7 protein-coding genes are annotated in these 12,868 nt (G+C 73.7%); 3 read left to right on the forward strand and 4 right to left on the reverse strand.

Annotated features, from left to right (window positions below):
• Nucleotides 1–52 precede the first annotated feature (52 nt).
• The 3 genes from OG711_RS07005 to OG711_RS07015 all read right to left on the reverse strand — a co-directional run bounded on the left by OG711_RS07005 (nucleotide 53) and on the right by OG711_RS07015 (nucleotide 4,544).
• Complete coding sequence (locus OG711_RS07005) at nucleotides 53–1,123, reverse strand: ABC transporter permease (protein ID WP_266506465.1); 1,071 nt, start codon at nucleotides 1,121–1,123, stop codon at nucleotides 53–55.
• Complete coding sequence (locus OG711_RS07010) at nucleotides 1,120–2,703, reverse strand: sugar ABC transporter ATP-binding protein (protein WP_329558767.1); 1,584 nt, start codon at nucleotides 2,701–2,703, stop codon at nucleotides 1,120–1,122. The genes OG711_RS07005 and OG711_RS07010 overlap by 4 nt, the downstream gene beginning before the upstream one ends.
• A gap of 659 nt (nucleotides 2,704–3,362) precedes the next feature.
• Nucleotides 3,363–4,544, reverse strand: coding sequence for an ROK family transcriptional regulator (locus OG711_RS07015; RefSeq protein WP_266506469.1), 1,182 nt, complete (start codon nucleotides 4,542–4,544; stop codon nucleotides 3,363–3,365).
• A gap of 339 nt (nucleotides 4,545–4,883) precedes the next feature.
• Here OG711_RS07015 and OG711_RS07020 point away from each other — a divergent pair, with 339 nt between their 5' ends.
• From OG711_RS07020 to OG711_RS07030, 3 genes are all read left to right on the forward strand, one after another.
• Nucleotides 4,884–6,929: a DUF11 domain-containing protein gene (locus tag OG711_RS07020; RefSeq protein WP_329558768.1), complete on the forward strand. Its 2,046-nt coding sequence runs from the start codon at nucleotides 4,884–4,886 to the stop codon at nucleotides 6,927–6,929.
• Nucleotides 6,930–7,249: 320 nt separating this feature from the next.
• The gene (locus tag OG711_RS07025) at nucleotides 7,250–9,379 is read left to right on the forward strand and encodes a hypothetical protein (protein WP_329558769.1); all 2,130 of its coding nucleotides are present in this window, start codon (nucleotides 7,250–7,252) and stop codon (nucleotides 9,377–9,379) included.
• A 220-nt stretch (nucleotides 9,380–9,599) separates the two neighbouring features.
• Nucleotides 9,600–11,717, forward strand: a complete 2,118-nt coding sequence (locus OG711_RS07030; protein WP_329558770.1) for a COG1361 S-layer family protein — start codon at nucleotides 9,600–9,602, stop codon at nucleotides 11,715–11,717.
• Between the two features lie 95 nt (nucleotides 11,718–11,812).
• Here OG711_RS07030 and OG711_RS07035 read toward each other — a convergent pair whose 3' ends face one another.
• Nucleotides 11,813–12,760 carry a beta-ketoacyl-ACP synthase III gene (locus OG711_RS07035; RefSeq protein ID WP_073790331.1) on the reverse strand — a complete coding sequence of 316 codons (948 nt, stop codon included), beginning with the start codon at nucleotides 12,758–12,760 and terminating at the stop codon, nucleotides 11,813–11,815.
• Nucleotides 12,761–12,868: the final 108 nt, after the last annotated feature.

The following is a 12,868-nucleotide window of genomic DNA, read 5'->3' on the forward strand; positions in this document are numbered from 1 at the left end:
GGGCGGCGGGCAAGGGGGCTCGCCAGGAGCCGGGAGGGGTGCGCGCGGGGCGCTAGGTATGGCTGGAGGTGCGCCGCTGGACGAGGACCGCGGCGACGATGATCGCGCCCTTGGCGATCTGCTGGACATCGCTCTGGAGGTTGTTCAGGGCGAAGATGTTGGTGATCGTGGTGAAGATCAGCACCCCGAGCACGGAGCCCACGATGGTGCCCCGGCCACCGCTGAGCAGGGTTCCGCCGATGATCGCGGCGGCGATGGCGTCCAGTTCGTACAGATTGCCGTTGGTGTTCTGGCCGGAGCCGGACAGGATGATCAGCAGGAACGCGGCGATCCCGCAGCACAGCCCGGACAGCAGATAGAGGTAGAGGCGCTGGCGCCGGACATCGATCCCGGCGAGCCGCGCCGCCTCGGGATTGCCGCCCACCGCGACCGTGCGGCGGCCGAACGTGGTCCGGTTGAGCAGCAGCCAGCCGATGACGGTGACCCCGGCGAAGACGATGACGAGCGGCGGCACCCCGAGGATGTACGCGTCGCGCTCCCCGAGGTCGAGGATGCTGTCGAGGCTGACGACCTGCGTCTTGCCGTCGGTTATCTGGAGGGCGAGCCCGCGGGCGGACGCCAGCATGGCGAGGGTCGCGATGAACGGCACCATCCCGCCGTACGCGATGAGGACGCCGTTGACGAGTCCGCAGCCCAGCCCGACGAGCACCGCCGTGAACAGGATGCCCGCGAAGCCGTACTCCTGGGTGGCGACGGTGGTCGCCCAGACGGAGGCGAGGGCCACGATCGCGCCGACCGACAGATCGATTCCGCCGCTCATGATCACGAAGGTCATCCCGACGGTGACGACACCGATGATGGACGACTGGGTGAGCACCAGTTGCAGATTGGTGGTGTCGAGGAACTCCTCGGGCTTGGTGATCCCGCCGATCAGGACGAGGACGGCGAGGACCCCGACCAGGCTGAGGGTGCGGACGTCCGCACGGGCCAGGGCGACCCGCGCCCCGGACCTCGGGGACCTCCCGCCCGCGCCGCCGGGGTCGGGCGGCTGCCCGGGGGTCTTGCGGAGGTCGGGACCGGCCGGGGACCCGTCGCGCTGCGCGGGGGACACGGGCTGCGTCATGACGCCGGGCTCCCTTCCGTGGACGGGGCCGCCGGCTGCGCGGCTGCCGTGGACGGGGTCTGCGTGGGCACGGGACTTCCTTCCATGACGAGATCGAGTACGCGGTGTTCGTCGAGTTCGGTGGCGGGCGCCTCATGGACGACCCGGCCCTCCCGCAGCACCAGCACCCGGTCGGCGAGTCCGAGCACCTCGGGCACCTCGCTGGAGACCAGCAGCACCGCGAGGCCCTCGTCGGCCAGCCTGCGCACCACCGCGTACAGCTCGGCGCGGGCGCCCACGTCGACACCGCGGGTGGGCTCGTCGAGGAGCAGGACCTTGCAGCCGCGCAGCAGCCAGCGGGCGAGCACCGCCTTCTGCTGGTTGCCGCCGGACAGGGTGCGCACGGGGGCGTCGGGGTTGTCGGGGCGCAGGGACAGTTCGCGGGTCGCCTTCTGCGCCGCGGCGCGTTCGGCGCCCCGGTCGACCCAGCCGCCGCGCGCGAAGCGGGACATGGTGGAGACCGAGACGTTGCGGGTGACGGACTCCAGCATCAGCAGGGCCTGCGCCTTGCGTTCCTCGGGGGCGAGACCGAGCCCGGCGCGCACCGCCGCCCGGACGCTGCCGGGGCGCAGTACCTCGCCGTCGACGGTGACCCGTCCGGCGGTGGGCCGCCGGGCCCCGTAGACGGTCTCCAGGATCTCGGAGCGGCCGGAGCCGACGAGTCCGGCGAGGCCGACGATCTCACCGGGCCGCACCGCCAGGTCCAGCGGCTCGAACTCGCCTGCCCGGCTGAGTCCTTCGACGGTCAGGACGGGTGCGGGCAGGTCCCGGGGGGCGGGGCGCGGCGGGAAGACGTAGGCGACGTCCCGGCCGGTCATCAGGGAGACGACGGCGTCGGTCGGGGTCGAGGCGGCGGGCAGTCCCCCGGCGACGGCACGGCCGTCCTTGAGGACGGTGACCCGGTTGCCGATCCGGCGGATCTCCTCCAGCCGGTGCGAGATGTAGACGACGGCGACACCGTCGGCGGTGAGGTCGGTGACGATCCGGAAGAGGTTGTCGACCTCGTCCGGGTCGAGCGCGGCGGACGGCTCGTCCATCACGATGAGCCGGACGTCGTGGGAGAGCGCGCGGGCCATGGACACGACCTGCTGGTGCGCGGCGGACAGTTCCCCGACGAGCCGCGCGGGGTCGATCTCCGGGTGGCCGAGCCGTCCCAGCAGGGCCGCGGCGGCGGTACGGGCGTCCCGGCCCCGGACGATGAACCCGGCGGTGGTGGGTTCATGGCCGAGGAAGACGTTCTCCGCGACGGAGAGGTGTTCGACCAGGTCGAGTTCCTGGTAGATGGTGGCGATCCCGAGCCGCATGGCGGCGATCGGGGACTTGAGCCGGACCCGGTCGCCCTGCCAGGTGATCTCCCCGTCGTCGGGCTGGTGGACCCCGGCGAGCACCTTGATGAGGGTGGACTTCCCGGCGCCGTTCTGCCCGAGCAGACAGTGGACCTCACCGGCCAGTACCTCCAGGTCGACGCCGTCGAGGGCGCGGACCCCGGGGAACGACTTGGTGATGCCGGACATATGGAGCAGCGGTGGTTGTGGTGCCATGAAGGGTTCCCCTCGGCGGTACGGCCGGAGCGCGGACGCGGTTCGGGACGGGTTCGGGCGGGCTGGGAGGGCGGCTGAGCGGGTGGGAGCGGGCGTGCGGGAGGCGGGTGTGCGGACGGCCAGGGCCGTCGGCGGCGGGGCGTGCGGGCAGCGCGGAGCACGGCTCCGTGCGGGTGGGCCGAGGGTGACGCGCGACGGCGCGCGGGACGGGCGCGGCGGCGACGCGGCGCTGGTACGGGCAGGTGGCGGCGCTGATACGGGCAGGTGCGGTGCGTGGTGGCACGTGCCATCAGGGTGGTGCGCGTGGTGCGTTCCGTGCGGGCGATACGGGTGACGCCGGTGATGTGAGCGGTGCCTGGTACGGGCGGTGCGTTCCGTGCGGTGCTGCGGCTCTGGGACGGTCGGTGCCGAGTACGGGCGGTGCGGGTGGTACGGGCGGTGCTCGGTGCGGGTGCTGCTCGTTTACGGGTGGTGCGGGTGGCGCTGGCGCTGATGGCGCTTGGTTCGGCGGTGCGGCGGTTCGGCGGTGCGCTGACACGGGTGACGCTTGGTGCGGCGGTGCGGCCCTGCTGCGGTGCGGTCCAGCGTTCGTGCGGTCCAACCGGTCCTGCGGCGGTGCGGTGGTGCGTCCGTGCGGGTGGTGCGGTGGTGCGCGCCGGTCAGGCCGGCGAGAACAGGTGGTCGCTGATGAGCCGTGCCGCGCCGATGACTCCGGCGGCGGGTCCCAGCTCGCCCAGGACGATGGGCAGGTTGCCGGTCGCGAGCGGCAGCGACTGGCGGTAGACCTGGGTGCGGATCGCGGCGAGCAGGGTGTGACCGAGCCCGGTCACACCGCCGCCTATCACCACCAGGCCGGGATTGAAGAAGCTGACGAGTCCGGCGATGACCTGACCGGTGCGGTTGCCGCCCGCGCGGATGAGCTCCAGCGCGGTGGCGTCCCCGGCCGACGCGGCGGCGGCCACATCGGCGGCGGTCAGCACCCCGGCGGCGGCGAGACGGGCCGCCAGCTCGTCGGAACGTCCCTGCTGGGCGGCGTCCAGGGCGTCCCGGGCGAGCGCGGCGCCGCTGAAGTACGCCTCCAGACAGCCCCGGTTGCCGCAGGCGCAGGGACGGCCGCCGGGGTCGACCTGGATATGGCCGATGTCCCCCGCGCTGCCGGTCGTCCCCCGGTGGACCTCGCCACCGACGACGATCCCGCAGCCGATACCGGTGCCGATCTTGACGCAGAGGAAGTCGCCCACGGAACGGGCGACGCCCGCGTGCTGCTCCCCCATCGCCATCAGGTTCACGTCGTTGTCGACCATGACGGGGCAGCCCAGCTCCTGGCTGAGCGCCTCGCGCACCGGGAAGCCGTCCCAGCCGGGCATGATCGGCGGGGCGACAGGGACACCCTCGGGGAAGCGGACCGGTCCCGGGACGCCGATCCCGGCACCGTCGAACCCCTCGGCGAGCCCGGAGGCCCGCAACTTGGCCGCCATGGCGAGGACTTGTTCGAAGACCGCCACGGGGCCGTCGCGTACGTCGAGGGGCTGGGTGATGTGGCCCAGCACCTCCAGTTCCGCGTTGGTGACGGCCACGTCGGCCGAGGTGGCGCCGATGTCGACACCGAGGAAGCGGAGCTCGGGAGCGAGCCGGATGTTGTGGGAGCGGCGGCCTCCCCGGGAGGCGGCGAGCCCGTCGGCGGCCACGAGTCCGGTCTCCAGCAGCCGGTCCACCTCGACGGCGAGCTTCGACCGCGAGAGGTCGACCCGGTCGCCGAGCTGGGCCCGCGAGTGGGGGCCTTCGTCGCGCAGCAGCTTGAGCAGTCGCGCCTGATGCGCGTTGGCGGGTCGTGCCGTCATACGTCTCACGTGCCCCTCCCCGCCTGTTCGGCTGTTCCCTTTTTGCTTTCGGGTGGAACGTAGCAGCGGTTGCGCGGGCTGGGAAGAAGTTACGTCGAGATTGGCATCGACTTTTTCCCGACTCAGGACAAAGGTCGGTGCAACCCACACCGGCACGGCCGCCCACCTCGTACCGCGACGGCAGCACACACCGCCGACCGGACGCCCTCCTTGATCTGAATGAACGTCACCATTACTGCAATAAGGGCAATTGGCCGAAATAGTCTTATAAACAGAACGGTAAAGGGGAGTCGTGAGACCGGGATCTTGAGACCGCTGCTCACGGAAGGCGAACCCCGCATGAGAGGCAAACGTCGACGGACCGCGCAGGCGGCCCGCCGGGTCGGCGGGGTGACCGCCGCGTGCTGTGTGCTGGGGGCGGGGTTCTCGATGCTCACCCCGCTGGGCCCGGCGAACGCGGCCGAGGTCGTGCCGTCCCCCGCGGACAGCGCCACCGGAACGGTCACGACCGGCCCCGGTACGGCGACCGGGGACGCGGCGGCCGGAACCGGCCCGGAGGCCGACCGCGCGGCGGCGCCTCCGTCCGGTGCGGAGGGGAACGTACCGGGCGCGGCGGGGGCTACGGGCGGGGCCGGTGCGACTGGGGCTACCAGTGCGGCCGGTGCTGACGGTGCTGACGGTGCTGACGGTGCTGACGGTGCTGACGGCTCACGGACCGGCCTGGTCGGCGCGACCGGGGCAGCCGACGGTACGGGTGGGGCAAGTGGGGGCGGGCCGATCGACGACGCGTCGTCAGACGCGGCGCGGGGCACGGCCCTCGCGGGGACGGAAGCGGGTACGGGGACGACAGCGAGCGCGGGGACCACGGAGTCACCCGCACCTCCCGTGACCGGAGGACCCGGTGCCGGACACCGCGTCATCGCCCAGGACGGGCCCGACGTACGGACCGCACCGGCTCCGGCCCCCGCACCCACCTACGCCGACAGCACCGCACCAGCGCCCGGCGCCACCCCCACGCCGGACGCACGCCCCGCGCCCTCGCGCTCCGGCGCACCCACCACGTCCGCCCCGGCCGCGCCCCCCACGCCCACCCCCGCGCCCCCGACGCTGACACCCACACCGACAGCCACAGCCACAGCGACACCGACGGCACCGGCCTCCCCCACCGCACCACCCACCGGCACCGCCACCCCCACGCCCTCGGAAACCGCCCTGGGGACCCCCGAATCCGGCGCCCCCGGCCCCGGCCCCGCACCCGCGCGCGCCGACCTCGCGCTCAGCTCCGAGTTCGTGCCGCGTGCGGCCACGCACCGGCTGGCCGCCGAGGGCGACGGGCTCACCCACACCTACCGGCTCACGGCGATCAACCACGGACCGGCGCGCGCGGTCGACGTGGTCGTCACCGATGAACTGCCCGCCGCCCTGGAGTACGTCTCCGGGCCGCGCGACTGCGCGGCCCGGGGCCGTACCGTCACCTGCGGGCCGCTCGCCGCGCTCAGGGCGGGCGAGTCGTACTCCTGGCTGATCACCGTCCGGCTGTCCCCCGGGTACACCGGCGACGGCTCCGACATCACCAACATCGCCGCCGTGTCCTCCGGTACACCCGACCCGGACCACGGGAACAACCAGGTGTCGCTGGGCGGTCTGGGCGGTGTCCCGCCGGGCGTGGGCATCGCGGACCTCTCGCTCGGCAAGGCCGCCGTCCTTCCCGAAGGACGGTCCTGGGTGGTGCCCGGCGACACCTTCACGTACCGCGTCGAGGTACGCAACCAGGGCCCGGGGACGGCCCGGGACGTCAAGGTCACCGATCCGCTGCCCCGGGTCCTGAGCTTCGTCTCCTCACCGGACGGCTGCGCGGTGTCCGGCCCCACCCGGCAACTGGTGACATGTCCGTCGCTGGAGCGGCTCCCGGCCGGGGAGCACGCGGTGTACCGGATCGTCGTACGGGCGCTGGACGAGACCACCCTGCGCGGCGGGTCGGGCGGCGGCGGGCACGGCGGCCATCAGCACCAGGGCTGCGAGATCGAGAACCTCGCCACGGTGACCTCCTCCACCCGGGACCCGGACCCGGCCGACAACACCAACCCGCCCGGCACCACCGGCCCCGGCGGCGGCCCCCTGTACCTCAAGCACCCGGGAGGCAAGCCCAGCCCGCACCCGACCCGGCCGCCCACCCCGCGTCCCACTCCGCACCCCACCCGCCCCGGCGACGGGCACGGGCCGGGCCACGGACACGATCACGGGCACGGGAAGCCGGGCGGCGGCCGTCCGCACCTCGCGGACTCCGGCCGGGAGGTTCCCGGCTGGCTGCCCTGGTCCGCGGGCGCGGCGCTGACCACGGGCGGTCTCCTGGTGTTCCTCGCCCGCCGCCGGGACGGCTCGTGATCCACGACGACTCATTGATGCGCGACGGCTCGTGACCCACGACCGCGCCTGACCAGGACGGCGCCCGGCCCCCGCACGGTCCCGGCCGGGCGATCCGGCCGGGCGATCCGGCCGGGCGATCCGGCCGGGCGATCCGGCCGGGCGATCCGGCCGGGCGATCCGGCCGGGCGCCGCCCCACCGGCACCCGGCCACCCCGGCACCCGGCCACCCCGAAGCCCCCCGCGCACCACGAACACCACACACCCGCACCCGCACCCGCACCCGCACCCGCACCCGCACCCGCACCCGCACCCGCACCAGAGAACGAGGCTCCGCGGAAATGAGATCCCCCCTGGGCCCGGTCCGCGCCAGGACCCGCCGCGCCCGTCCGAGGTTCTTGCTCGCCGTACTGTGCGGGCTGCTGCTCTGTCCGGCGCTGACCGCCGCGGCGAGCGGCGACGGCGGGTCGCCCCCGCAGCGTGCCGCGGAGCGCGGCGCACAGCCCCGCGCGCTGAGCTTCCCCGTCCATGAACCGTTCGACGGGGCGGCCGGGAACCTCGGCTCGCTCACCGGTACGGCGAGTTATGTGAGCGACGGCTGGCTGCGGCTCACCAGCGCCGCCGGCAATCAGGCCGGGGGCTGGCAGATGAACGACTCGTTCTCCACGGGTCTCGGGATCGTCGCCGAGTTCACCTACGCCTCCTACGGCGGCACCGCGTTCGACGGCAGACGCGGCGACGGCATCGCGTTCTTCCTCTCGGACGGCGGCGCCGCCAACGGCACCGGCGCCCCGGGCGGCGCGCTGGGCTACGCCTGTTCCGGGAACCCCTGCACCCGGGCCGGGGTGCCCGGCGCGTTCCTCGGCATCGGGATCGACGAGTTCGGCAACTTCTCGTCGGGGCTGGTCGGCAACGGCGGGCCGGGCAGCCAGGCCAACCGGATCGTGCTGCGCGGCGGCGGCAACGGCAACACCGGCTACCGCTTCGGCACCTCCGTGATGGGCCCCGGCAACACCGTGGAGACCACGGGTCGGGGCGACTACCGGACGGTCCGGGTCAGTCTGGTGCCGCGCTCGGGCAGGCTGCTGGTGTCGGTCTGGTCCGACACCGGACCGGGCACCGCCCTGAACCGGATCATCACGGACAGCGACGTGAGCGCCATCGCCAACCAGCCCGCGCTGCCCTCCACCCTGAAGGTCGGGTTCTCGGCGGGGACCGGCGGCGCCACCAACATCCATGAGATCGGCGACCTCAAGATCAATGTCCCGGCGGACCTGTCGGTCACCAAGACCGCGGACCGGACCACCGTCCCCGCGGGCGGCGGCCCGGTGACGTACACGGTCCGGGTCGCCAACAGCGACGCCAACGACGTGACGGGCGCGCAGATCCGCGACACGGTCCCCGGGCTGACCGGCGTGACCTGGACATGCGCGGCGACCACGGGCAGCGCCTGCGGGCAGGCGTCCGGCAGCGGGAACACCCTGGCGACCACCGCCGATCTGCTGCGCGGCGGCTCCGCGACGTACACGATCACCGGAACGGCACCCGCGCAGCCCGCCACGCTCGTCAACACCGTGACGGTGACACCGCCGGGCAACCGCTCCGACACCGACGCGTCCAACAACTCCGCGAGCGTGACCACGACGGTCACCGCGCTCGCCGATGTCTCCGCGGCCAAGTCGGGGGTCGGCTCCGGCCCGGTGACCCCGGGCCAGGAGTTCGACTACCGGGTCACGGCGACGAACAGCGGCCCCTCGGACACGTCGGACGTCGCGATGACCGACACCCTGCCCGCCGGTCTCACCTTCGTCTCGTCCACCGACGGCTGCACCGCGAGCGGGCTGACGGTGACCTGCCCGGCCCGGGCCACGCTGCCCGCCGGGCGGTCCTCCTCCTGGGTGTTCCGGGTGCGGCTCGACCCCGCGTACACCGGTGACGGCTCCGCCCTGCGCAACACCGCGACGCTCACCCACGCCGTGTCCGACCCGAATCCGGCCAACAACACCAGCGCCGCCGCTCTCCCGCCCGGCGGGGTCACCGCCCCCAGGGCCGATCTGCGGACGGTGAAGCGGGCCGTGGGCGCGACGCCCGTGGCACCGGGCCGGACCTTCGATTACGAGGTCACGGTCACCAACGGCGGCCCGTCCGTGGCCCGTCAGGTCACGCTCACCGACCCGCTGCCGGACGCCCTGTCATTCGACTCGTCCACCGGCGCGTGCACGGCGGCCGGCCGGAACGTGACCTGCGGCCCGGTCGCGGCCCTCGCCCCCGGCGCCTCGGTGACCTGGACGTTCCGGGTGCTGCTCGACCCCGGTTACGACGGTGACGGCACCGGGCTCCGCAACACGGCGACCGTCTCGTCCGCCACCGACGACCCCGATCCGTCCAACAACAGCGGCTCCGCCGGTCCGCCGGGCGGCCGGACCGCCCGGCCGACCGCCGATCTGGTCCTCACCAAGCAGGCGAGCTGAGCCCGGCACGGGCCCGCCGCCCGTTTCCGCCGCCCTGCCCGCAGGGCCCGCCCCGACCGCCGCCGCCCGCCCCGTACGGGCCACCCCGGGCACAGCCGCCCTCCCCGCAGGGGCCGCCCAGGCCACCGTGTCCCGTCCGCGGGCCCCGCTCCGGCGCCCGCTCCCCCGATCCGTGCCGCACAGCCCCTGTGAGGCCCGAGCATGAACGGAAACCGATGCGATGAGACCGAAGAGACGTGCCGGGCGCCGCCGTCCCGTGCTGCGCGGCGCGGTCGCCACGCTGGCCTGCGCGGCCGTGCTGTGCGCGGGCGCCGGGCCCGCGAGCGCGCTGGCTCCGCTGACGCCCGCGCAGGTGGTGACACAGCTCGGCCGGGCGCCGGGCCTCCGTGCGGACACCCCGCCCGGCGGCCTGGTCACCTACACGCTGACCGCCCGTAACAACGGCCCTTCGGTGGCCCGTGACGTCATCGCGACGGACACCCTGCCGGAGGGCCTGGAGTTCGTGTCGTCGGCGGACGGCTGCACCGCGTCCGGTGGCACGGTCACCTGCGGCCCGGAGCCGGAACTGCTGGTCGGCGAGACGAAGTCGTGGACGTTCGTGGTCCGGCTCAGCCCGTCCTACCAGGGCGACGGCACGGACCTCGGGAACACGGCGACCGGTACCTCCGAGGCGGAGGACCCGGACCCCGGCAACAACACCACCGACCCGGTCACCCCGGTCGGCCCCTTCGACCCGGTGTCGGACCTGAACACCGTGAAGACGGCGCTCGGGAGCGGACCGGTGGTGCCCGGTGAGGAGTTCGGCTACCGGATCACCACGGAGAACACCGGTCCGTCCGACGCGCGCAATGTCACCGCCACCGACACCCTGCCGCAGGGGATCACCTTCGTCTCCTCGCCCGACCCGTGCGTGGCGGCCGGACAGCGGGTGACCTGCGGGCCGCGGGCCCGGCTCGCGCCCGGCGCGAGCGTGTCATGGGCGTTCCGGGTCAGACTGAGCGACGCGTACAGCGGCGACGGCTCCGATCTGCGGAACACCGCCACCTCCACGTCCGACTCGACGGACCCGAACCCGGAGGACAACACCTCGCCGCCGGTCCTGCCGCCGGGCGGGGTCACCGGTCCGCAGGCCGATCTGTGGACCACCAAACAGCCCTCGACCACGGCACCCGTCTCCCCCGGTGAGACCTTCGGGTACACGGTCACCGTGACCAACGACGGTCCTTCGCGGGCGCTGGACGCCCGGGTCACCGACACGCTGCCGGCCCCGCTGGCGTTCGTGTCGTCGCCCGACGGCTGCACGGCGACCGCGCAGACCGTCTCCTGCGGTCCGCAGCCGGTACTCGCCCCGGGCGCGTCGAAGACCTGGCGGTTCACGGTACGGCTGGACGAGGCGTACCGGGGTGACGGCTCCGACATCGCCAACACCGCCACCGTGTCCTCCGACACCGACGACCCGGTGCCCGGCAACAACACCAGTCCCCCGGCGGGGCTCCCCGGCAGCACGGTCAACCAGCCGTACGCGGATCTCGCGGTGACGAAGGAGGCGGTCGGCACGACGGCACCGGTCCCCGGCCGGACGTTCGACTACCGCATCCGGATCACCAACAACGGCCCGTCGGCCGACGCGTTCAACGTACGGCTCGCCGACGAGCTGCCGACGGGGCTGACGTATGTGTCGTCCTCGCCGAGCGGCTGCACCGTCTCGGGCCAGGCGGTGTCCTGCCGCCGCGCCGGCCCACTGCGGGTCGGTGAGACGGCCGAGTACGTGCTGACCGTCCGGGTGGACCCTGCGTACAAGGGCGACGGCAGCGATCTGCTGAACACCGCGAAGGTCACGGCCGACAACATCGACCCGGCCTCGGAGAACGACACCGACACGGCGACCGTGCCGGGCGGTCAGGTCGCGGCGCCCTCCGCGGACCTCGGGATCGTCAAGCGTCCGGTGACGAGTACGCCGATCGCGCCCGGCGAGATGTTCGACTACGAGGTCACCGTCACCAACAACGGACCGTCGCAGGCCGAGCAGATCACGGTCACCGACGCGCTGCCGACCGCGCTCGGGTTCGTCTCGTCGGAGGACGACTGCGAGTCCGGTGACACGGTGGTCTGCGGTCCGCTCGCGACCCTGGCCCCCGGGGCCTCGGTGACCTGGGTGTTCCGGGTGAAGCTGGATCCGCGGTACACGGGTGACGGCTCCGACATCCGCAACACGGCGCGGGTCGGGGCACTGACCCAGGACCCCGTACCGGGCAACGACTCCAGCACGACCGGTACCCCCGGCGGCTCGGTGAAGAGGCCGACGGCGGACCTGGAGGTGACGAAGGAGACGCCGTAGCGCCACGGCACCAGGAGAACGGGGCGGGCCCGCGGCACACGGGCCCGCCCCGGCACGTTCACCGGGTCACGCCGTGCGGCGGACCGTCGCCGGGATCAGGGGCAGCGCACGACCTGTCCGGCGTAGGACAGATTGCCGCCGAAGCCGAAGAGCAGCACGGGCGCGCCGGAGGTGATCTCCCCGCGCTCGACCAGCTTGGAGAACGCGAGCGGGATGCTGGCGGCGGAGGTGTTGCCGGAGTCGACGACGTCCTTGGCGACGACCGCGTTCACCGCGCCGATCTTCTCGGCGAGCGGCTCGATGATCCGCAGATTGGCCTGGTGGAGCACGACGGCCGCGAGGTCCGCGGGGCTGAGCCCGGCGCGTTCGCAGGCCTCCCGGGCGAGCGGGGGCAGCCGGGTGGTGGCCCAGCGGTAGACGCTCTGGCCCTCCTGCGCGAAGACCGGCGGGGTCCCCTCGATACGCACCGCGTGCCCCATCTCGGGCACCGAACCCCACAGCACGGGGCCGATCCCGGCCTCCTGGCCCGGCTCGCACGCCTCGACCACGGCCGCGCCCGCGCCGTCACCGAGCAGCACACAGGTGGTGCGGTCGGTCCAGTCGGCGATCTGGGTCATCTTGTCGGCGCCGATGACCAGCGCCCGGGTGGCGGCGCCCGCGCGGACGGTGTGATCGGCGGTGGCCAGGGCGTGGGTGAACCCCGCGCACACGACGTTCAGGTCGAGGGTCGCCGGGCTGGGCATCCCGAGCCGGGCGGCGACCCGGGCGGCCATGTTCGGGGACCGGTCGATCGCGGTGGAGGTCGCGACGACGACCAGGTCTATCGCGGCCGGGTCGAGTCCGGCCGCGGCGAGGGCCTTGGCGGCGGCGTGCGAGGCGAGGTCCTCCACCGGCTCGTCGTCCCCGGCGATGTGCCGGGTACGGATACCGACGCGGGACCTGATCCACTCGTCGCTGGTGTCGACCATCCCCGCCAGGTCCTCGTTGGTGAGGACTCCGGCGGGCTGGTAGTGGCCTAGCGCGGTGATGCGCGTGCCGGACATGGGGGTCCCCCTTGGTACCGGGTGAGATCACGGATCTGCCAGTCTGCTCAGCGACCCGCCAGTACGAGGGAGTGTAAAGCGACAGGATTCGGGCGCGGGCGTTGTTGG

It is taken from the genome of Streptomyces uncialis (assembly GCF_036250755.1).
Lineage (GTDB): Bacteria > Actinomycetota > Actinomycetes > Streptomycetales > Streptomycetaceae > Streptomyces > Streptomyces uncialis.